The sequence below is a fragment of the Streptomyces sp. JLYT201 genome (genome assembly GCF_059448825.1).
The window spans coordinates 644,663-666,347 of the sequence record NZ_CM182551.1 but is presented as its reverse complement, the minus strand read 5'-3'; the positions used below and the strand labels follow the sequence as shown (position 1 = coordinate 666,347).

The window sequence follows — 21,685 nt, the reverse complement described above, 5'->3', positions numbered from 1 at the left end:
GGCGACGAGGTAGTACAGCCGCCGTCCGTGCCGAGCGTCGAGGGCAGCCCCAGCCTGCGGCCCGCGAGCGCGCGGAAGCCCTCGTGCGCCAGGACGCAGGGGATCGCCGCGGTGAACCTGCTGACGGCGATCAGCGAGATGTGGCTCGTGAACATCAGCTGGTGGTACGAGGGCCGCAGCTCCGGGTCGTGCACCAGGGCGGCGAGCGCCGCCGCGACGAGCACGCCGTAGCACGCCCCGGCGGGGCGCGAGAACGTCCAGCGGCCGAGGCCCTGCCAGCGCACGGGGGCGAGGCCGAGCTCTCCGGCGTCCGAGGCGTCCCCGTCGGAGCGCGGAAAGCCGAGGTCGTCGACGGCGGCGAGGAAGTCCTCCATGTCGAGGGTCTCGCCGCAGGCGCGTGCGTACCAGTCGGCGACGGCCCCCCGGCGTCGAGCAGCCCCAGGACCTGGGCGCCTTCCTCGGGGAACACCGCGTACGAACCGGTCTCGGGGCGTCCGACCATGACGCCGTCGGCCTCGGAGACCATCGTCAGGCGGTGCAGGCGGACGGTGGCACCGCCCGGCACGGTCACGCTCATCCGGCGTGCCTCTCTGCCAGGGGGCCGGGCGGGCCCGGCCGGGAGCGGGCGGGGACGGAGCCGGGCCCGGACCGGGGCCCGGCTCCGCGGTGCTCAGTGCTCGGCGCAGGCGTAGTAGCAGGCGGTCGTCAGACGGATCGGACCGGCCCTGCGGATCGGCATCCTCTTCATGGGTCTCCTCCTCTCGGTGGCTTGTCCCAGTGGGGTCACGTGACCTGGCGGCCGGCGGCCGGGCCGGGGCCCGCTGGCTCATCCGGTGAGCCGTGGAGTCGGCGGCGGAGGCGAACTCCGCCGCCCGGAGAGGAATGACGCCCGGATCCGGCGTCGCCAGGTCACTCGGTGGAACGTGCCGTGCCGCGGCCGGCTCCGGACGGAATGGTGCCGGGCCGCATCCGGACGGCGCGCGCCATGGCTGTTCCTTTCTTCGGGTGGCAGCCCCGGGTGACACGCCCCCGAATCGACAAAGGGCGCGGAAAGCCACCGCGGGGAATGTGCCAGGACCCCAGTGAAATCGATGGGAGTGGCATATGTGGATCCCTCGTCACTGGTCCACGGCCAGCTTGGTGGGGCGCCGCCTTTGATGTCAACCCGGGAATGCAGGCATCCGTATATCGCCTCCGCGAGGTCAATTCAACGGTGGGCGAAGCCTCTTGGCGCGTCTCTGGCGTTCCTGTGTAGGGGCAGGTCACAGGCGTGCGGGTGGCCCGAGAGGCAAAGGAATGCCCGCTGCGGAAATCTCCCTATACCTTTGGACAGTTAACGCGGCCGCGCTTTAAGTCAAGGAATTCTCCGCCCGGTGCGGGCGGTTCGGCGCGGCGCGCACGGCTCAGCGCAGCACGACACAGCCGCCGGCGCGCAGGGCCGCCACCGTGGGGTCGTCGTCCGGCACCTCGTTCCAGCGGAGATCGAGTTTCTCCAGTGCGGGCAACTCGGTGAGCCACCCGGGAAGTGCGCGCAGTCGATTGGCCCGCAGATCGAGGCGCCGCAGCAGGGGGAGTCCGCGCAGCGCGTCGGGCACCGCCGCGAAGGCGTTCTCGCGCAGCTCCAGTTCGCGCAGCGCGTCCAGCCGCCCCACGGCGGCGGGCAGCGAGCTGAGGGCGTTGCCGCGCAGCCACAGTTCCCGCAGGGAGCGCAGGCCGCCGAGAGAGGCGGGCAGCGAGGTGAGCCGGTTGTGCTGGGCGCGCAGCTCGACCAGCCCCCTCATGTCCCCGACGGAGTCCGGCAGTTCGGTGAGCCGGTTCTCGCCGACGTTCAGATAGGACAGGCGCGTCAGCCGGCCCAACTCGCCGGGCAGGGAGGTGAGGCGGTTGTCGTGCAGGTACAGGAAGTCGCTCAGCGCGGTGAGGTCGCCGAGCTCGCGCGGCACGGACGCGAGCCGGTTGTGGCCGAGGTCGAGGGTGCGCAGCGAGGCCAGCGTGCCGAGACGGGCGGGCAGCCGCGTGAGCTGGTTGCCGGGCAGCAGGAGCACGGCCGGACGCGGGTGGCGCCACACCTCGTCGGGTACCTCGGTGAGTCCGGCCTTCCAGTAGTTCAGTACGGTCGCGCTGGTCACCGGCACCTCTTTCCGGGGCGCGCCCGCGGCCCTGACGCCGACCGGGCAGCGCCCGCCGCGAAGGGCTCCCTGCGCGGCCCGGCGGACCTGTGCCCCGGCCCCCGGCGGCCTCCGCGGGAAGCCCGCCTAATGGATGCGGCGGAACCTATCATTAGCCCATGCCCGCTCCGCCCCAGGCCTCCGCACCGGCGCCCGGCCCCACCCGGCTGACGCTCGACCTCGCCGCCACCGTCCGCCACGACGGGCGCGGCGGGGTCGCCGACGACCTCGACACGCCCGAGGGCCTCACCGCCTGGGTGCGCGACCGCGCCGACGCGCTGCCCGCAGCCCTGGCGCCGCGCCGCTACCGCGCGGACGCCGCCGGGCTCGACCGCGTACGGGCGGTGCGCTCCGCCGTCCGCGCGCTCTTCGCCCGGGCGGTCCTGCCGGGCGCGCCGAGCCCCGCCGACGCCCACCGCCTCCTGCCGCCCGCCGAGGCCGTCGCCCGGCTGAACGAGGCCGCGGCGAAGGTGCCCACCGTGCCCGTGCTCGCCTGGCCGGACGGTGCCGCCCCCCGGCTGCGGGACGAGCCCGTGCCCGCGGCCGGGCCCGCCTCGCCCGACCGGCGCGCCGACCTGCTCGACGCCGCCCTGGCCCGGGCCGCGCACGCCTTCCTCGCCGGGCCCGACCGCCCGCGCCTGCGCGCCTGCCACGCGCCCCGCTGCGTGCGGTACTTCCTCAAGGAGCACCCGCGTCAGGAGTGGTGCAAGCCGTCCTGCGGCAACCGGGCCCGCGTGGCCCGCCACCACGAGCGCGGCCGCGGCCCGGCCTGACCCGCCGCGCCGCCCCCGGCCGGACGGCGCGCGCGGCGATCTCGCACACCCCCGGCGCCCGCCGTGACCACGGGTTTCTCCCTCGCGGCCCCGGCGCCGGAAACGCCTGCGCGGGCACGTACCATGGCCGCATGTCCTTCCTCCGCCGCCGCAGCTCCGCCACCCCTGCCGGGCCGGACTTCGATGTCCTCGCCATGGATCCGGGCGACTGGCCCGGCAACCTCGGTGCCGGCCTGCTGCCCGCCCCCGACGGCAGCTGCCAGGGCGTCTTCCTGCGCTACGACCTGTTCGGCGGCCGCGGCCCCGCGATGATCATCGGCAATCTGCCGGAGGGTTCCCCGGCCCGCGAGCTCGCCAACAGCGAGGTGCCCTTCGAGGTGGCCCAGCTCCTGCTCGCGCTGGAGAACGACGAGGAGGTCACCGTCGTCTCCAGCGAGGACGTGCCGGTGATGCAGGGGGACAACCTCCTGATCGTGCGCCGTCTGCGGCTCTCCGAAAGCCGCATCTCCTGCGTCCAGTTCGACCGCAGCGACAACGTCCTGGTGACCATCGCGGCCTGGGACCGCCCGATCACTGACGACCTGTACGCGCTCCTCAAGCCCCTGCCCGCCGAGCTGTTCCAGCAGGGCTGAGCCACCGCCCTCCCGGTCCCCGCGCGGCGGCGTCACGCATCTCGGTCCGAGCGGGGCGCACCGCACCGCCCCGCCTGGCCGGTACCGGCCCTGGACAAGGCCCCGGGCCCGCGGGTGCGGCGCCGGATTCGCGCCGCTCCGTCCCCCGGTGACAGACGCTCCGTACCGCCCAACGGGCTGGTGGAGCGCCTTCGTCGACTGGCGGTTTCCTACCCTTCGTACCCCCGTGTTCAGGCTGGCGTGCTTTGTTCTCAGGCGCGGGGCGCCACCGCGCCTAGCGTCGTGGGGGAGCGGGGTGTCCGCCCATCTCGACCGGGAGGGAAGTCGCGCATGAGCAACAACGACATCTATCCGAACACACCGTCGAGCACGATCCACCGCAACATGGCCTGGACCTCCGGGAACGGCCACACGCTGCTCCGGCTCCAGGAGGACGGCAACTTCGTCGTCTACCGGGACAGCGTCGAGAAGCCCGTCTGGTCGCCGGACACCCGGCCGGACGGATACCGCGCCGTCATGCAGGGCGACGGCAACCTCGTCGTCTACGCCCAGGACGACCGCCCCGTGTGGGCGTCGAACACCTCCGGGCGGCACGGGGCCATCCTGTCCATCCAGGACGACGGCAACGTGTGCATCTACTACCAGGGCCAGCCCATCTGGTGTACGGAGACCGCCGGCTGACCCGCGCGGCCGCGCGTCCTCGGCAGCGCATGCGCCGGGCCCGGACCTGCCCCCACGACAGGCCCGGGCCCGGCGGTTCCCGGGGACGCCGCGGCTAGGTGCCGGACGGCACCACCGTGACGTCGGCGGCGCGCACGAACGCCACCCGGTGGCCGAACTGGATCTCGTAGTAGACGTCCTTGCCGCGCACCACGCGGTGCGGCTTCAGGTCGAACGTCGGCGCGTAGAAGTACTCACCGGGCACCTTGTCGCCGACTGCGTACTTCTGGCCCGCGAGCAGCTTGTACGGCAGCGGGGAGACCGGCTGCACCGGGACCTCCGGCGGATACGCCTCCTTCTCCGGGTAGGCGCGGCCGTACACCGGGACCTCGCTCGCGCCGTCCTTCGGCGTCACCGTCCATCCGCGCGCGTCGACGGCCGTCGGCTGCTTCCGCGGGTTCTTGAACCACGCCTTCTGGCCGAGGTACCACACGGCCGTCCAGTCGCCCTGGCGGTCGGCGACCGCGTACCGCTGGCCGGTGGACAGGCGCGAGCCCATGTCGTTCACGTCGATCGTGGACGGCTCGCCGCCCGGGCGCAGCCCGATGTCCTTGACGAGCGGCGCGTCGTCGCGGGGCTCGGTGTGCACGCGCACCGCGCTGGAGCCGTGCGGCACGCACTTCTCGCCGGGCTTGACGCAGCCGGTGAACTCCGGCCGGTTCTTGCTGAACTCGGGCGCCACCGTCACCAGACCGCCCTTCGGGCCCGCCGTGCGGTGCAGCGGCTTGCCGAGGAGCTGGAAGTAGTGCTGCCAGTCCCAGTACGGGCCCGGGTCGGTGTGCATGCCCCGGATGGTGGCCGCCGTGGTGCCCGGGACGGTGTCGTGGCCCAGGATGTGCTGCCGGTCCAGCGGAATGTCGTACCGCTTGGCGAGGTACTTCACCAGGCGCGCCGACGAGCGGTACATCGCCTCCGTGTACCAGGTGTCGGGCGCCGTGAGGAAGCCCTCGTGCTCCAGGCCGACGGACTTGGAGTTCACGTACCAGTTGCCCGCGTGCCAGGCGACGTCCTTGGTGCGCACGTGCTGGGCGACATGGCCGTCGGACGAGCGGAGCGTGTAGTGCCAGGACACGTACGTCGGGTCCTGGACGAGCTTCAGGACGCCCTCCCACCTACCCTCCGTGTCGTGCACGACGATGTACTTGATGCCCTGGGAGCCGGGCCGCTCGGCCTTGTCGTGGTTGCCGTAGTCGTTGTCGCCGAACTCCTCGTACGGGGCCGGGATCCACTCGCAGGCGAGGGACCGGGGGCAGTCCGTCTCCGCCGCCGGTGCCTTGCGCAGGCCCATGCGCTCGACCTGCGCCGCGTCGGGCCGCAGGCCGGGCCGCGGGGCGAGCCGCACCCGCTGTCCGGCGTCGGTCGTGCGTCGCTCGCCGTCGCGGATCACCGCGAACACCTCATTGGCGTACGAGGCGGCGCCCGCCTGCTCGTCCGCGCCGGAGAACGCGGCGACCGCCCCGTACCAGTCGGCCGGGTCGTCGCTGAACGGCCTGTCGAGCCGCTTCTGCGCGGCGGCGAGCAGGGCGGCACCGCCGCGGACGTTCGCCGCGGTGTCCTCGCGCAGCTCGCGCTCGGGAATGCCGCTGAGCCGCGCGGCCCGCTTCAACGTCTTGAGCCGGGCGGGCAGTTGGCCTTCGACGGGCACCTGGCGCGGCTTCAGCGCCGGGCGGGACGCGTCGCCGCGCGGGTCCTCGTCGCCCTCGCTGTGGTGCGGGGCCGAGGCCAGTGCGGTGCGCGCGTCGGTGAGGTGCATCGGGCCGTAGCCGCCGGTCACGCTCGGGGCGCCGTCGTGCGCGTCCCAGCGGGACTGGAGGTAGGACACGCCGAGCAGCACGCTCTGCGGCACGTCGTACTCGGCGGCGGCCGCCGCGAACGCGCGCTGGAGGGAGTCGGGTCCGGCGTCCGCGGCCGCGGACGGTGCCGGGGCGGCGCCGATGAGCGGCACCAGCAGGGCGGCCGACGCCAGGGCGCCCGCCGTCCTCACGGTGCGTCTGCGCGCGGCGGATTCAAAGCGGTGGGCGGATCCTCGCAAGGCAGCCTCCTGAGACCTCTGGGCCGGTGCAGCGGAACGGGGCACGCGGGGCCGGGCGGTGCGTCAGTGGTACCCGCTCGCCGACGATCCGTCAATCAGGCCCAGAAGAAGGGATTTCCCATGTCAGCGGCGTTTCCCCGGGTTTTCGCCCCGGGTAGCGCGATCGCCTGCTGCGCGTCAGTGGAATGGACCAATGCGAGGTTGCCGCCGCGCGGGCCGCGGCCGCGGCTACCGGCCCTTCGCCGCCCGTGTCACGGCCTCCGCCGGACGGTGGTTGTCCGGTCCCGCGCCGTAGCCGGACGGGAAGCCGAACCGGCGGCGCGTGCAGGCGTAGGCCACCGCGCGCACGCCTTCGCATGCCGCGGCCACGGTCCCCCGCACCTGCTCCGTGTGTCCCCTCCACGCCGATCACGTACTGCCAAGAGGGCACAACAGGGCGTTCCTACGGCCTGTTCCCCCAGGTCGCTGGGGTCGACTCACCCTCGAACCCCGTGTGGAACGCCGCCCCGTAGGCGGCGTCGCCGAGGACGCCGCGGGCCTGAGCCTCGCAGGCGGCCCGCGCGGCCGCGAGGTCCTCGACGCCGGCGCGGGCGCTGCCGATGGCCTGCCAGAGCCGGTCGGCGCTGCCGAGGAGCCGGGCGGCCCGCCCCGCGTCCCCGGAGGCGACGGCGGCGGAGGCGAGCAGGTCCACGCAGAGGGCGGTGCCGAGGCCGTCGTGGAAGAGGCGCTTGCCCCGCATCGCGGCGCGGGCGTGCGTCGCGGCCTCGTCGGCCCGGCCCCGGAAGAGTTCGGCGAGGGCCAGCATGTAGTCCCCGTAGGCGCGCAGCCAGAACTCGCCGTGGCGTGCGCTCTCGCCACACAGTTCAGCGGCGGCGGCCGCGGCCCGGTCGAACTGCCCGAGGAAGACGTGGGAGAAGGCTCGGGCGGACTGGATGAGACCCCATGCCGAGTCGTAGTGGCCGGGGGCCGGACGGGCCCGTGGTGCCGGGGCGAACGTCTCGAGCGCCTGTGCGTGCCGACCGCTCATGCTGAAGGCGACGCCGCTCAGATAGGAGACGGCCTGCGGCACGGTCTCGTCGTCCCGCCCGGCCGTGGCCTCCCGGAAGGCCGTGGCGCACCGGTGAGCCGTCTCCCTGTCGCCCTGGCTCATGGCGACGAGGCAGCGGGCCCACAGCGCCTTGCCGCGCACGTGCTCGGGGGACGCCTCCATGGCCAGGGCCCGGTCGAGGTAGTGGCGGCCCTCCGTGGTGAAGCCGCAGGCGAACCAGACGAACCACAGGGCCCCGCTCAGCCCCAGGGCCCCGTGTCCGTCGCCCTCGGCGAGACAGAAGTCGAGCGCGGCACGGAAGTTGGCGTGCTCGGCGTGCGTACGCCGGTACCAGTCCACCTGGTCCGGGCCGAACCAGGCGGCGTCGGCCGAGCGGGCGAGGTCCAGACAGTGGTCGAGGTGGCGGCGGCGGACCGCGTGCTCCTCGCCGAGCCCGCGCAGCCAGCGCGCGCCGAACTCACGGATGGTGTCCAGCATCCGGTAGCGCGATACGGCCCCCTCCGGGACCCACTCCACGATCGAGCTCTGCACGAGCGCCGTGAGCAGGCCCGGCACGTCCTCGACGGCCAGGCGGTCGTCCGCGCAGACCCGGCGGGCCGCCTCCTCGTCGAAGGTCCCGCAGAACACGGACAGGCGCGCCCAGACGAGGCGTTGAGCGGGGGTGCACAGCTGATGACTCCAGCCGACGGCGGTGCGCAGGGCCTGGTGCCAGGGCGGGTCCGCCTCGTACACCGGCTGGTGCGACTCGCCGAGCACCTCGAAGCGGTCCTCCAGGCGCCGGTTGAGCTCGGCCGCGGACATCTCTCGCAACCGGGCGGCGGCCAGCTCGATCGCGAGGGGCAGCCCTTCGAGGCGCCGGCACAAGGCCGCTGCCTCGTCGCTGTCGGCGCCCACGGTGACGCGGCCCGGCGCCGCATCGCCCGCCCGCCGGGCGAGCAGGGCCAGCGCGTCGGCCTCGGGCAGCGGGCCGAGCACCACGACGTCCTCGACGGGCAGGCCGAGCGGGCGGCGGCTGGTGGCGAGCACGCGCAGGCCCGGCGCCACCGTCAGCAGGGACGCCACCGCATCGGCGCACTCGTGGACCACGTGTTCACAGGTGTCGAGGACGAGCAGGAGCTCACGCCCGGCCAGGTACTCGGCGACCACCTCGAACATCGACCGGGTGCTCTGGACGAACAGGGGCAGCGCCTCGGCGATCGCGTACGCCAGCATCGCGCCGTCCTCCAGCGGGGACAGCTCGACCCACCAGACGCCGTCGGGGTAGCGCGGCCGCAGCTCGGCGGCGGCACCGCGGGCGAGCCGGGTCTTGCCGACCCCGCCCACCCCGCTCACCGTCACCAGGCGGTGCCGGGCGAGCCGTCCCGCGACCTCCGCCAGCTCGCTGTGCCGCCCGACCAGAGCGGTGTCGCCCCCGCACCGCGGGTCCTCCACCGCCGGTCCGTGTGACGTCGTCACCATCGCCCCCCGTGAGTTCCGTATGCGGACGCGGCCAGGCAGCGCTCGACGCTACCCGCGGCGGAGCAGCGGTGCGCGGGCTGTGGCGAATTGGCCACGTACCGTCATCGAAGCTGGCACAGTACCCCGCACGCAGGGGTCGTGCGCGGAAATCCGAACTTCACCAGACGACCAGGGGGACGCAGTGGAAACACGGCGCATGTGGCTCGCCACGGCGGTAGGGGCACAGGCGGCCGCGGCCACGGTCACGAGCCTCGCCCACGTGCCCCTGCACGCACTGCTCCTGCTCGGGCCGCTCCTTGCGGCCCAGCGGCTCTCGGCGCGCGTCACCGCCGCCTTGGGCGCCATCGCCGTCGGTCTGACACTGCTGGACTCGCCGCCCCTCTGCCTGCGCGACCTGGCCTCCCTCCTGAACATCGCGGCCGTCTCGGTGTGGGCCGTGGTGACGGCGTACACCCGCGTGCGCGCCGAGCGCGCGCTCGACCGGATGACCCGACTCGCCGACACCGTGCAGGAGGCCCTGGCCCGCCCGCTGCCCGCCCGCGTCGGCCACATCGGCCTGGCCGTGCACACGCGCCCCGTCGACCCGCACGCCCGCATGGGCGGTGACGTCCACGACGCCGTCCTCACCAGCGCGGGCCCGCGCGTGCTGCTCGCCGACGTCAAGGGGCACGGCGTCCAGGCGCTGCGGGTGGCCGCCGCCGTCCTGGCCGCCTTCCGGCGCACCGCCGCCACCGAACCCGACCCGGTCCGGCTCGCCCGGACCCTCGACGAGCACCTGGCCCCCGAACTCGGCCCGGAGGACTTCGTCACCCTGCTGCTCGTCGACTTCCACCCCGGCGAAGCCCGCATCGTCAACTGCGGTCACCCGCCGCCCCTGCGCACCGGCCGCCGCCTCCACCTGCTCTCCCCGCCGCGGGCCTCACCCCCGCTTGGCCTGCACCCCGCCCCCTGTCTGCAACGGGTCCAGCTCGCACCGGGGCAGCGCCTGCTCCTGTACACCGATGGCCTCACCGACGCCCGCGACGCCGACAGCGCCCCCTTCCCGCTCGACTCCCCGCAGTGCCACGCGGCCCTGACCGCGCCCGACCCGCACGACGCCCTGCGGTGCCTGACCGACCTGCTGCACCGCCACACCGGCGGCACCCCGCTCGCGGACGACCTCACCCTGCTGCTCGCCGAGCCCGCCCCCACCCCGCTCGGCCCGCCGCGCGACGCGCCCCCGAGGCCGGCGGGCCGCTCCTGGACGGTGTGACGGCGATCGTGTCCGCCGGGCCGTCCATGAGCACCGCGCCGGGCCCGTGGCCCTAGCGGCCGCCCCCGGCCCGCAGCGCGTTGTCCACCAGGCGGAGCGTGGCGGCGTCCTGGGCCTCCTGCCGGGTCGCGTCGGTGCGCAGGGTGAACGTCGCGGTCGTCACGGCGCGGGTGCCGTCCTCGGTGACGCCGGACTCGGAGACCACGCCGAGGTGGGTCCCGCCGTGGAACCACAGGCCCGAGCCGCCGCCCGCCACCGGCCGCCAGGCGATGCCGAGGCCGTAGCGGACGCCCTTCGCCCGGATCCAGTCCTCGGCCGGGACGGTCCGCCGCATCGCCGCCAGCTGCGCGGGGCGCAGCAGCCGTCCGGCCATCAGGGCGCGCAGGAAGACGGCGTGGTCGCGGGTCGTGCTGATGAGGGCGCCGTCCGCGCCGCCGACGGCGGCGAGCGTGGTGTCGGTCAGCCGCTTGCTGCCGGGGAACTGCGTGTACGCCGTGGCCGTCGGCTGCGGGACGTAAGGGGAGGTTCCCGGGATCAGCGTGTGCCGGAGGCCGAGCGGTTCGATGATGCGCTCGTGGACCTCCTGCGCCCACGGACGGCCCGTCACCGCCTCGATGACCAGGCCCGCGACGACGTAGTTGGTGTTGGCATAGCCCCAGCGCCGCTCGGACGCCGGGGCGTCGCGGCGCGGGAGCCACCGCGGCGGCTTCGCGAGCGCGGCCGCCAGCTGCTCCCGGGGCGTGTGCGTCCGGAACCGTCCCTTGCGGTACGCCTCGGGCGTGAACTCCCCCTCCGCGACCGCGACGTAGTCGTTCAGACCGCTGGTCTGGCGCAGGAGATTGGCGACGGTGATCCTGCCGCCGTCGTTGCCGTTGCCCCGGATCGCGCCGGGCAGCCAGCGCTCGACCGTGTCGGTGAGCGCGAGCCTGCCCTCGCCGACCAACTGGAGGGCGACCACGGCGGTGAAGGTCTTGGTGTCGCTGCCGATGCGGTAGTACGCGTCCCAGGGCACCGGCCGACCGGACTCCAGGTCCGCCACTCCGGCGCGTGCCGTGGTGCGGCCGTGCGGGGTCTGCACCTCGGCGAGGACTCCGGTGGCGCCGGTCGCCCGGACGGCGTCCACATCGGCCTGGAGGGCGTGGCGCCCGCGCCCCGGGGCGGTGGGCGCCGTGCCGTGCGGGGCCGCCACGGCCTGCGGGGCCGCGCCCGCGAGCAGGGCCCCGGCGGCGGCCGCCATGGTGGTGCGGCGGCTCATCGAAAAGCCCGTCCCGGTCATCGGACCCGTCTCGGTCATCGGGTCACCTCCGTGGCGGCGCAGGTCACGTCGGTGGCGGGCAGGTCCCCGCCGCGCAGATAGTCGTTGACGGCCCGCTCGGCGCACGGAACGGGGCGGTATCCGTCGAGACCGCGTCCGTACACGCCGTGCGCGCGGATGTCCGCCGTCACCAGACGGGAACCGGTGAGCCTGCGGTGCAGGGCGAGACCGCCCTCGTAGGGAACGTTGTTGTCACGGCGGGCCTGGAGCATCAGGACGGGCACGCTGTTGCCGATCCTGGTGCCCGGCTCGCGCGGCTCGGCGCCCCAGAAGGCGCACGGGGCGATCATGCCGTTGACGTACGGGCCGAAGACCGGCTGGGTGGCGCGGCTGCGCACGCTGTTGCGCCAGTACGTCTCGGGGTCCGCGGGCCAGCCGCCCGCGGGCCAGCCCCCGTCGCCGCACATGAAGACCGCACCGCCCACGAAGCTGTCCGCCAGCTCGGGGGAGGAGAGCAGCTCCAGCATGGCGGCGAGTTCGGGTCCCGGCTCGACCGGCTTTCCCGCGGCGGCGTCGACGAGGTCCCGCACGATGGCCGCGAGGGCCGGGTCGTTCTCCTGGTGCTGGATGGGCTGCTTCAGGATCAGCCGCAGGACGGGGGCGTTGAGCCGCTGCCCCGCGAGGGCGACGGGCCGCCGCTCGGCCCGGTCGAGCAGCCGCTGCACGGTGGCCCGCACCTGGGCGGCGGTGCGGCCGAGCCGGTAGGTGCCGTGGTGCCGGGCGGCCCACCCGGCCCATTCGTCGAGGGACTTCTCCAGCGGCTCGCCGGAGCGCTGGAACAGTTCGTACTGCGTGGCCGCCGGATCCGTGGAGGAGTCGATGACCATGCGGTCCGTGCGACGCGGGAACATCTGTGTGTACACGGCGCCCAGATCGGCGCCGTAGGAGACGCCGTAGTACGACAGCTGGCGCTCGCCGAGGGCGGCCCGGATGGCGTCCATGTCCCGGGCCACGTTGCGGGTGGAGGCGTGCGGGAGGAGCTCGGCGTTGTCGCCGTGCTCGCGGCAGCGCCGCGCCTGGTCCCGCGCGGACCGCACGGAGGCCTCGAAGTCCTTGCGGGCGGTCGTCTTCGGCGCGGGAGGTTCGGGCGGTCCGGCCGGGGTGCAGGATATCGGGCTGCTGTCGCCGAGGAACCGGGGGTCGAAGCCGATCAGGTCGTAGCGGTCCGCCACGTCCTTCAACGCCGGGCGCAGGGCGAGGGTGGTGGCGAGCCCGGCACCGCCCGGGCCGCCGGGGTTGGACAGCAGGATGCCGCGCCGCTCGCTGCGGTTCTTGGCCTTGATGCGGGAGATCGAGAGCTGGATCGTACGGCCGTCGGGTCGGGCGTAGTCGAGGGGGACCGTCACGCGGGCGCACCGCGCGCCCGCCTCGTTGAGCTCCTTCTGCTCCGCGGGGCAGGCGCGCCAGTCGAGGCCCTGGTGCTGTGCGGAGCGGACGGGTGGCGGGGCGGGGGAGGCCGTCGCGGGGACGGCGCCGGCCAGCAGGCCGACGAGGCCGAGGCCGAGGGTGGCGGCGGGTGCGACGCGCATGGTGCTCCTTTTGGATCAAGCGGTGTCACCCTTGACGCTAGGAGCGCGCGCCGCGCCACGACATGGGGCTACCTGTAGATCCCTGCGGGGGGCAACCTCAGGGGCGGCAGGGGGAGTTGCCTCGCCGACACGCCGACACGCCGACACGCCGACACGCCGACACGCCGACGTGCCGACGTGCGCACGCGGCCCCTGCGCGCACGCGGCCCCTGCGCGCACGCAGTCCGAGCGCACGCGAAAGCCCGTGGTCCGCCCCGAGCAGGGCGTACCACGGGCCTACGTCCCCGTCAGCGCGTGCCGACCGCCGCCCTTACGGCCCGTCGGGCCATCTGGCAGTCGTCGTGCAGCCGCCGAAGGAGCAGGCGCTGCTCCTCGCCGGACGGCACGGCGACCGGGTGGGGCGTGCCCACCGGTGCCGTCGGGGCGGCGTCGTGCAGCGTGCGCTGCACCGCCGTCTCGCACATCCTGATCTCGCGCGTGAGTACCAGCATCAGGTTGACGAGGAACGCGTCGCGTGCCGCCGGGCCCGCCTGCTGGGCGAGCTGACTGATGTCGCGGCGCGCCACCGGGGCGTCCCCGAGGACCGCCCACAGCGTCGCCAGGTCGTAGCCGGGCAGGTACCAGCCCGCGTGCTCCCAGTCGACGAGCACGGGACCGGCCGGGGACAGCAGCACGTTCGACAGGAGCGCGTCCCCGTGGCAGAACTGCCACATGGCCTGCGGCTGCGAGCCGTACGCGTGCGCTATGCCGTGCAGCAGCTTCTGGAGGTCGCCCATGTCCCGGTCCGTGAGCAGCCCCAGCTCGTGGAAGCGCGCGATCCGCCGGGGGTAGTCCAGCGGCTTGCCGAACATGTCGTTCGGCGGGCGCCACTGGTTCAGGCGGTGCACGGCGCCCACCGCCGCCCGCACGTCCGCCCGGGGCGGGGCCTCCGTGGGGTGTCGCAGCAGCGCCGCGACCCGGCCCGGCATCCGCTCGATCACCAGGGTGCAGTCGTCCGGGTCGGCCGCGATGAGCCGCGGCGCGCGCACGGGCGGACGATGCCTGACGAACGAGCGGTATGCAGCTATTTCGTGCCTGATGCGCTCGGTCCAGCCGGACGAGTGGTCGAGGAGGCACTTGGCGACGGCCGTGCTGCGGCCCGTCGTGCCGACGAGCAGGACGGTGCGGCCGCTGCGGCGCAGCACCTGCACCGGGTGGAACTCCGGACAGATGCGGTGCACCGACGCGATGGCCGTGCGCAACTGCGCGCCTTGGGGGCCGGACAAGTCGAGTCTCCCGCTGAGCGGCCCGTTCGCGGTCGCCGGCGCACGCCGCGGTCGGCCGGGAGCGAGCGTCGCCGACGCGGCGCGCGCCGGGGCCAGATAGGGACCGCCGCCCTGGAGCGGGGCCTCCGCCGGGCGGGCGGGACCGCGGGACGGCGAGTGGGGGCGCAGCGGCCGGGGCGGGGCGGACACGGAGGACGATGCTGCGTACATGGGCGATACAGATCCCTTCGTGTGCCTGCGAGTTGCGGCGCCCTCCCGCCCCGGCCTTCCGTGGGTGCACCCTGGGGAATGCCCCGTGGGGGGGCCGGGTCGGGGTGGCGCACTCCTACCTGACACCTCGAGGCCCCTGGCACACCATGTGGCGCACCCTGGCGAACCCTGGCGAATAGTCGCTCAGCAACTGACAGACGGTTACTGTCAACTCAGCCGAGAACCTGGGGGCTTGACGTGAACGGACAACCCAACACCCGCCTGTCGGACCTCTTCGGCCTCGCCGGCTGGTCCAAGGGCGAACTCGCCAGACTGGTGAACCGGCAGGCGGCCGCGATGGGTCATCCGCAGCTGGCCACCGACACCTCACGGGTGCGACGCTGGATCGACATGGGAGAGATCCCGCGCGATCCCGTGCCGCGGGTCCTGGCGGTCCTGTTCACCGAGCGTCTCGGCCGTGTCGTGACCATCGAGGACCTCGGTCTGGTCCGGCACGGGCGCGTAGGCAAACAGCGCGCCGACGGGAGCGTGGAGCACCCGGACGGCGTGCCGTGGGCGCCCGAGCGAACCGCCGCGGTCCTCACCGAATTCACGGGAATGGACCTCATGCTCAACCGACGCGGCTTGGTGGGCGCGGGTGCCGCGCTCGCCGCCGGCTCCGCACTCAGCAGCGCCATGCACGACTGGCTGCACACCGATCCGACCCTGAAGGCCGACGCCCCCCGTCTCGACGATCCCCTGTACGCCGACCCCGCCGGATTCGACCGCTATGAGGCCGCTCCCATCGGCTCTCAGGAGATCGAGGAACTGGAGCGCTCGGTCGAGGTGTTCCGTGCCTGGGACGCGTCCCGTGGCGGAGGGCTCCAGCGCAAGGCGGTGGTGGGCCAGTTGAACGAGGTGGGCGGCATGCTCGCCTACCGACACCCCGACCACCTCCAGCGGCGCCTGTGGGGCGTCGCCGCCAACCTCGCCGTCCTCGCCGGGTGGATGTCCCACGACGTCGGCCTCGAACCCACCGCCCAGAAGTACTTCGTGATCGCCGCGCACGCGGCCCGCGAGGGCGGCGACCGGCCGCGCGCCGGTGAGGCCCTGTCCCGCGCCGCCCGCCAGATGGTGCACCTGGGCAAGCCGGACGACGCCCTGGACCTGATGAAGCTCGCCAAGTCCGGCTCGGGCGAGCAGACCCTGCCGCGCACCCAGGCGATGCTGCACACCATCGAGGCCTGGGCCCAGGCGTCCATGGGCAAGGGCCAGGCGATGCGGCGCACCCTCGGCCGGGCCGAGGACCTGTTCGTCTCCGACAAGGGGGACGTGCCGCCGCCCAGCTGGATGCAGATGTTCGACGAGGCGGACCTGCACGGCATGCAGGCCCTCGCCTACCGGACCCTCGCGGACCACGACCCGTCCGTCGCGCACGTCGCCCAGCGCCACGCCAAGGAGGCCATCGCCCTGCGCACCCAGGGCCGCGACCGCTCCACGATCTTCGACTACATCTCGCTGGCGTCGGCCTGCTTCATCGCCGACGACCCCGAACAGGCCGACCGGTACGCCCGGCTCGCACTGGTGTCGATGGGTTCGAACTCCTCGCACCGCACGTGGGACCGGCTACGGGAGATGTACCGGCTGACCGCCCAGTACGCGGGCTATCCGAAGATCGAGGACCTGCGCGAGGAGATCAAGCACGCCCTTCCCAAGGCCGCGGGCAGGCCCGGGGGAGGGAAATGGGCGCGGGCGTGAGGGGCGGCGGGCACGGCGGCGGGAAGCCGGGGCCAGGGCTTCGTGACACTAGGTGTCGACCCTGGCCACCAGCAGACAGGCGTCGTCCTCGCGCGGGGCCACGCCGAACTCCTCGACCGTGAGGCGCACACAGTCCTGAGCCGTCCTCGCTTCGGCGAAGCGCGGCGCGAGGGCGAGCAGTCGGCTGGTCGCGGCATCTCGGGAACGCCGCGGCACCAAGCCGTCCGTGTGCAGCAGGAGCAGGTCACCGGGGCGCAGTGGCTCGTCGGCCTGTTCGTACGTCGCGCCGGACGTCGCGCCGAGCAGCACGCCGTCCGGAGGTGTCAGGGGGCGCCCCGTCCCGTCGCGGAACAGCAGCGGGGCGGGGTGCCCGGCCTGGGACCAGGTGAGGACGTGCCGCTCGGGGTCGTACAGACAGCAGACGGCGCTGCCGAGGGCGGGCTGCGCCGAGGTGTCGAGGAGTTGGTTGAGCCAGGCCATCAGCTGGCCCGGCTGCGTGCCCGCGACGGCCATGCCGCGCAGCGCGCCGAGCAGCATCGCCATGCCCGAGGTCACCGTGACGCCGTGGCCGGTGAGGTCGCCGACGCTCAGCAGCATCCGGCCGTCGGCCAGCTCCAGGGCGTCGTACCAGTCGCCGCCGATGAGGGCGCTCGACGACGAGGGCAGATAGCGGGCGGCGAGGTCGAGGCCCGCCGGGCCGCCCTGCGGAAAGCGCAGCGAGCCGTGCCACGGCGGCAGCACGGCCTCCTGCAGCTCGACGGCGAGCCGGTGCTCGGTCTGGGCGAGGTGGTGCTGGCGCTGGAGCGTGTCGCTGCTCTCGCTGACCGCCCGCTGGCTGCGGCGCAGCTCGCTGACGTCCCGCAGGACCGCCCACATGGAGGCGGTGGAGCCGTCGGCGGCGAGCACGGGCTCGCCCATCATGTGCACCTGGCGCTCGCTGCCGTCGGCACGCACGACGCGGAACTCGCCGTCGATCGGCTTGCCGTCGACGAGGCAGTCCGTGACCATCGCGGTGAGCAGCGCGTGGTCGTCGGGGTGCACGAGCGAGGGCAGCTCGTCGAGGGACAGCGGCGGCGCGGCCGGGTCGCGGCCGAGGATCTGGAACAGCTCGCCGGACCAGGTGGCCTCGTCGGTGAGGAGGTTCCACTCGGCGCTGCCCACGCGGCTGAGCAGGGAGCCGGGCGGCGGCTCCGGCCGCGCAGCGCCGCCGTGCGGGCGGTGCGTGCGCGGCGGGCCGTCCCGCAGCTGGGCCAAATGGCCGTGCAGGTCGTTGAGTTGATGGACGGCGAGGTCGCACAGGGCGCGCTGCCAGCGGCCCGTGGGGTCGCTGTGGTCGGCGGTGGCGTCGCGGCGCACGGCGTCGACCTCGCCGCGGAGCCGGCGCGTCTGCGTGATCAGCGCGTCGACCGGGCCGCGCTCGGGCGGCTGGGCGGTTCGGTCCGCGAAGACGTGGGACGGCATGGGGGCTCCGTAGGCGATGCGATGCAGCCGGACCGGCTCGCGGGGGCCGCGCTGGTGGGGGCAGCGGGCTACCTGGCCGGCCGCGCTGTCGGCTTCCGTGCTGACTTCAGAAACAACTCTTCGACCGGTAACGACTCTGGCACAGCGGACTCAGGCACGTAAGGGATTTGGCAACACCCGATGTGGTGGTGCTGGGGTCATATGCCAGTGTCCTTAGATGAAAAGGCGACCGTCCGCGTTCCGGGACCGGCGGGACAGGGGGTGCGCCTGGTGGTTCCTGGCCGCCGCGCCGCGCTCCGGCACACGCCCTTCGGCATGGTGCACCCGACGGTGGCACGGCTCCCAGGCGAACGGAACATGGCGCGAAGGTGCTGGTCCTCCGGCTTGTTCGTCACACCCGGCGCATAGTGCGGGCTTTCGGTGGAGGCCGGAGCCCGCGGTCGCCGCGCTCAGTACGCTGGTGTCCGAAAATCGCGGGTGAAGCCCCAACTCTCCTACGGGGTCGGGGTGTTGGGGGGAAGCGCATGGACATGGCCCACGACGTGCTCCGCATACTGCTCACCGGTGAACCGGGGCTCGGCCGGGACACGGCACGGCCCGAGCACCCGCTCGTCGCGAGCGCCCGCGCCCTCGCGGCGGGCGAGCCGCGACGGGCCCTGCGCCGCCTCGCGGGCGTGCGCGAGCCGGGCGGCGTCGACGACATGGCCGCGGCGCTGCGCGTGGCGGCACACGCCCTCGACCTGAACTGGTACCCGGGCGACGGGGGCGCCGTGCTCGCCGAGGGCGACGCCGAACGCCTGGCCGCGGGGGCGCCCCGGACGCCCGCACCGGAGGCGGCCCTGGTGGAGTTCTGCGCCGCCCGCTTCCTGCCCCGGCTGCTCTCGGCCCGGGGCGTCGTGGAGACCGCCCGCACCAGCGGCGACCACTGGGCCATCGCCCACGTGCTGCGCGACACGGAACGGCAGGCGAACGACGTGCCCGAGGCGGATGCCGCGCTGGTGCGCTGGGTGCGGGCGCACGTCCACCTCGCCGCCGCCGACGTGGCCCGCCGCGCGGGACGCGACGCCGACGTCCTGGCCGCCCTCGACCGGTGCCGGCACGACGCACACGGCGACCCCTGGGTGCTCGCCCGGGTCTACCTCCTCCAAGGCGACGCGGCCCTGACGCCGTGCTCCCACCCCGACCTCCTGGGCCTGCGGCTCGGCCCGGTGCAAGCGGCCCGACCGGGCGGCGTCCCCGAGGACACGTCCGTCGACCCGGCCATGGCCCGGGCCCACTACGAGGCGGCCGACGCCCTCTACGCGCGGCTGCCCGCGCCGCGCGGCCGCGCCCGCGTAGCCCTGCGCCTGGTCCACCTGCCCCGCACGTGCGGCGACGGCCCCGCCCGCGTACAGGCGGGCAAGCGGGCCGCCGCCCTGGCCGAGCAGTCGGGCGCGGGCGCGCTGACCGCGCTCGCCACCACCCATCGCCTGCTCGACCGCCTCGCCGACGGCCACGACGCCGACCGCCGGGACCTCGACGAACTCGCGCGCTGGTGCCGCGACGACGGCAGCTTCAGCTACCTCAAGGGCCTGGTCCGCCTGCTGCTCGCACGGGCCGCCGCCTGGCAGCGGGACGGACTGACCCTGGCCGCCCTGCGCTGCCTGCGGGCCGCCCGCTTCGTCACCGCCCGGATCGCCGCCCCGCCGGAGGCGGACCTCACCGACCGCGCGTACGTCGACCTCGTCGACCGGCTCAACTTCCGCCAGGCGTCGACCGTGCTCCTCGCCGCCGACACCGCGCACGCCACGGCCGCCCTGCGCGAACGGGGCGCCGACGAGCGCAGCTGGCTGCGCGCCGCCGAACTCGCCCTGGCGCTCGACCGGGCCGTGGAGGCGCTCGCCGACCCCGACCTGAAGGGCGTCGCCCAGGCGCGGCTCGGCGAGGTGGCCGCCACGGCCGAACGCCTCGCCGGATCCTGGCCGCCCGCCCGGCAGGCCATCGACATCGTGCGCGAGAGCCTGCGGCGCGCCCCCGCCCAACTGCTGCGCCATCGGGGCCGCCGGGCCCTGGAGGCCGGTTTCCGCGACGAGGCACACGCCGTGCTCCGCGCCGCGCTCGACCGGGCGGGGGACGACGCGCTGCTGCGGACGGCCCTGTTGTACGAACTCGGCCGGCGCCAGCAGGCCCACGCCCTCGCCTCCCGCCTCTTCCGGAGCGGCGGCCTGCACCCCGACCTCGCCGTCAGCCTCTTCCTGCGCCTGGGCGACCCGCACACCGCCCGCCACGCCCTGGGCGTCCTCGACGAGACATCCTGGCGCGGCGACCCGGAGCGCCCCTGGGAGGACCTGGCGCGCCGCGCCGAGCTCGCCGAGGCCCTGGGCGACCACAGCACCGCTGTCCGGGTCGGCGAGGACGCGGTGGCCCGCTTCGAGCGCTGGTCGGACCAGCTCGTCCGGGACGTCCTGCGCACCTCCATGACCGACGACGTGAACGTCGCGGCGATGTACCACATCGCGGCCCGCGCCCACCTGGGCCGGGCCGAGGAAGCCCATCTCGGTCGGGCCGAGGAAGCCCATCTCGGCCGGGCCGACGCAGCCCCCGGGGCCCCGGCCGACCAGCACCCCGAAGGCCCGCCCGACACCGTCGACCCGGACGCCGAACGCGCCCTCGCCTTCGAACTGTCCGACCGCTGCCGGGGCATCGCCGTCGACGTGCTGCGCGCCCTCGACGCCCTGCCGCAGGGGCCGCCGCTGGACGCGGCCCGCCGCTGGCTGCGCGCCGGTTCGGCGTGGGCGGCCGCCTACGAGGGGCTCGTGGACAGCGTGACCGGCGACGTCGCGCACACCCCGTCCTCCGCCCGCCTGCGCGCCACCGTGCTCGCCGCCGAGGACGAACTGGAGGCCGCGGAGGCCCACGTGGCCACGCACGCGCCGGGCCTGCTGCGCGGGCGCGCCGACGGCGAACGGCGCGTCCGCGGCACCCGCCTGGAGGCGGTGCGCGCCGCCCTGCCCGACGACGCGCTGCTCCTGATGTACGAGACGTTCGACGACGACCTGGTGACCTGGGCGGTCGACCGGCACGGCGCCCGGCACATCCGCAGGACCGTGCACCACCGCGATCTCGCCTGCGCCGTACGGAGGTTCCACTCCGCGTGCGCGAGCGGCCACCACGACACCGCGGACGCGGGTGCCCTCGCACGGCTGCTCCTCGACCCCGTCGCGGACGCCGTGCGCGGCCGTCGCCGCCTGTACGTGGTGCCGCACCGGGCGCTCACCCTCGTGCCGTTCGCCGTCCTGCCCCTCGGCGACGTGCCGCTGGGGGAGCGGTGCGTGATCTCCCAGCTGCCCTCGGCCTCGCTCGTCACCCGGCCCGGCGGCGGCCGGCCCCCGCGCCGCGACGCGCCCGCGCTGCTCGTCGGCGACCCCGCGTACGCACCAGGACGCGGGCTCGCCCGACTGCCCGGAACGGCGACCGAAGTGCGGGCCATCGCCCGGCTCCTCGGCACCGAACCGCTGCTCGGCGACGCCGCCACGGCCGCCGCCGTCACCGCGTCCGCCCCCGGTCGCGCCGTCCTGCACCTGGCCACCCACGGCGTGCTGTACGAGCGCGGCCCGCACCGCAGCCACGTCGCGCTCGCCGGGCACGACCGGCTGACCGTCGGGGACGTCACCGGACTCGACCTGACCGCCGACCTCGTCGTGCTCTCCGCCTGCCACACCGGGCGCGGCACGGCCACCGCGGGAGGCGACGTCATCGGCCTGGTCCGCGCCGCCGTCGCGGCGGGCGCCCGGCACACCGTGGTGTCGCTGTGGCCCGTCGACGACGCCTGTGGAGCCGTCCTCATGACGTACTTCTACGAAGCGCTGCTCGCCCGCCCCGGCACCCCCGTGGCCGACGCGCTCACCACGGCGCAGCGCCGCCTTCGCGCCCTCGACGCCGACGGGCGCGCCACGGCGTACGAGCGGCTGCGCGAGACCACCGGCGGCGGTACCGCGGCCGCGTGCGCACGCGACGGCCGCCCGCCCACGGCCCTCACCCGGCACACGTCCCCGCTGCCCTACCACTGGGCTCCGTTCATCCACATCGGCGCCTGACACGTGCCG

Annotated in this window: 15 protein-coding genes; 7 read left to right on the top strand and 8 right to left on the bottom strand. The window is 74.8% G+C overall.

The features are described 5' to 3' along the window. Positions 1-27: 27 nt before the first annotated feature. Positions 28-231 (top strand): hypothetical protein, encoded by a 204-nt coding sequence (locus tag AC5WAM_RS02770; protein WP_495521412.1) that lies wholly within the window; start codon positions 28-30, stop codon positions 229-231. A 1,172-nt stretch (positions 232-1,403) separates the two neighbouring features. Here the strand turns inward: AC5WAM_RS02770 and AC5WAM_RS02765 are convergent. Continuing rightward, positions 1,404-2,129: a leucine-rich repeat domain-containing protein gene (locus AC5WAM_RS02765; RefSeq protein WP_495521411.1), complete on the bottom strand. Its 726-nt coding sequence runs from the start codon at positions 2,127-2,129 to the stop codon at positions 1,404-1,406. Positions 2,130-2,287: 158 nt separating this feature from the next. On the opposite strand from AC5WAM_RS02765, the gene AC5WAM_RS02760 reads away from it, so the two are divergent. From AC5WAM_RS02760 to AC5WAM_RS02750, 3 genes are all read left to right on the top strand, one after another. Then, positions 2,288-2,941, top strand: a complete 654-nt coding sequence (locus AC5WAM_RS02760) for a CGNR zinc finger domain-containing protein (protein WP_495521410.1) — start codon at positions 2,288-2,290, stop codon at positions 2,939-2,941. Positions 2,942-3,072: 131 nt separating this feature from the next. After that, on the top strand, positions 3,073-3,573 hold the full coding sequence (locus AC5WAM_RS02755) for a hypothetical protein (protein ID WP_495521409.1): 501 nt from the start codon (positions 3,073-3,075) through the stop codon (positions 3,571-3,573). A gap of 330 nt (positions 3,574-3,903) precedes the next feature. Beyond that, positions 3,904-4,254, top strand: coding sequence for a hypothetical protein (locus tag AC5WAM_RS02750; protein ID WP_495521408.1), 351 nt, complete (start codon positions 3,904-3,906; stop codon positions 4,252-4,254). Between the two features lie 94 nt (positions 4,255-4,348). Here AC5WAM_RS02750 and AC5WAM_RS02745 read toward each other — a convergent pair whose 3' ends face one another. The 3 genes from AC5WAM_RS02745 to AC5WAM_RS02735 all read right to left on the bottom strand — a co-directional run bounded on the left by AC5WAM_RS02745 (position 4,349) and on the right by AC5WAM_RS02735 (position 8,831). Then, positions 4,349-6,325: an N-acetylmuramoyl-L-alanine amidase gene (locus AC5WAM_RS02745; RefSeq protein ID WP_495521407.1), complete on the bottom strand. Its 1,977-nt coding sequence runs from the start codon at positions 6,323-6,325 to the stop codon at positions 4,349-4,351. A gap of 228 nt (positions 6,326-6,553) precedes the next feature. Beyond that, entirely contained in the window at positions 6,554-6,694 is a 141-nt protein-coding gene (locus AC5WAM_RS02740; protein ID WP_495521406.1) for a hypothetical protein, read from the bottom strand. A 73-nt stretch (positions 6,695-6,767) separates the two neighbouring features. After that, positions 6,768-8,831, bottom strand: coding sequence for an ATP-binding protein (locus AC5WAM_RS02735; protein WP_495521405.1), 2,064 nt, complete (start codon positions 8,829-8,831; stop codon positions 6,768-6,770). Positions 8,832-9,027: 196 nt separating this feature from the next. Between AC5WAM_RS02735 and AC5WAM_RS02730 the strand changes: the two genes are divergently transcribed. Then, on the top strand, positions 9,028-10,083 hold the full coding sequence (locus AC5WAM_RS02730) for a PP2C family protein-serine/threonine phosphatase (RefSeq protein WP_495521404.1): 1,056 nt from the start codon (positions 9,028-9,030) through the stop codon (positions 10,081-10,083). A gap of 52 nt (positions 10,084-10,135) precedes the next feature. Here AC5WAM_RS02730 and AC5WAM_RS02725 read toward each other — a convergent pair whose 3' ends face one another. The 3 genes from AC5WAM_RS02725 to AC5WAM_RS02715 form a co-directional block, all read right to left on the bottom strand. Then, positions 10,136-11,377, bottom strand: coding sequence for a serine hydrolase domain-containing protein (locus AC5WAM_RS02725; protein ID WP_495521403.1), 1,242 nt, complete (start codon positions 11,375-11,377; stop codon positions 10,136-10,138). Beyond that, positions 11,374-12,927, bottom strand: a complete 1,554-nt coding sequence (locus AC5WAM_RS02720) for an alpha/beta hydrolase (protein WP_495521402.1) — start codon at positions 12,925-12,927, stop codon at positions 11,374-11,376. Before AC5WAM_RS02720 ends, AC5WAM_RS02725 begins: the two co-directional genes overlap by 4 nt. A 287-nt stretch (positions 12,928-13,214) precedes the next feature. Beyond that, complete coding sequence (locus AC5WAM_RS02715) at positions 13,215-14,402, bottom strand: aminoglycoside phosphotransferase family protein (RefSeq protein WP_366790003.1); 1,188 nt, start codon at positions 14,400-14,402, stop codon at positions 13,215-13,217. 237 nt (positions 14,403-14,639) lie between these two features. Here AC5WAM_RS02715 and AC5WAM_RS02710 point away from each other — a divergent pair, with 237 nt between their 5' ends. Next, positions 14,640-16,139 carry a DNA-binding protein NsdB gene (locus tag AC5WAM_RS02710; protein ID WP_495521401.1) on the top strand — a complete coding sequence of 500 codons (1,500 nt, stop codon included), beginning with the start codon at positions 14,640-14,642 and terminating at the stop codon, positions 16,137-16,139. Between the two features lie 48 nt (positions 16,140-16,187). Here AC5WAM_RS02710 and AC5WAM_RS02705 read toward each other — a convergent pair whose 3' ends face one another. After that, a complete protein-coding gene (locus tag AC5WAM_RS02705; RefSeq protein WP_495521400.1) occupies positions 16,188-17,600 on the bottom strand; it encodes a PP2C family protein-serine/threonine phosphatase in 1,413 nt (470 codons plus the stop codon). Between the two features lie 524 nt (positions 17,601-18,124). Between AC5WAM_RS02705 and AC5WAM_RS02700 the strand changes: the two genes are divergently transcribed. After that, complete coding sequence (locus AC5WAM_RS02700) at positions 18,125-21,676, top strand: CHAT domain-containing protein (RefSeq protein WP_495521399.1); 3,552 nt, start codon at positions 18,125-18,127, stop codon at positions 21,674-21,676. Positions 21,677-21,685 lie beyond the last annotated feature (9 nt).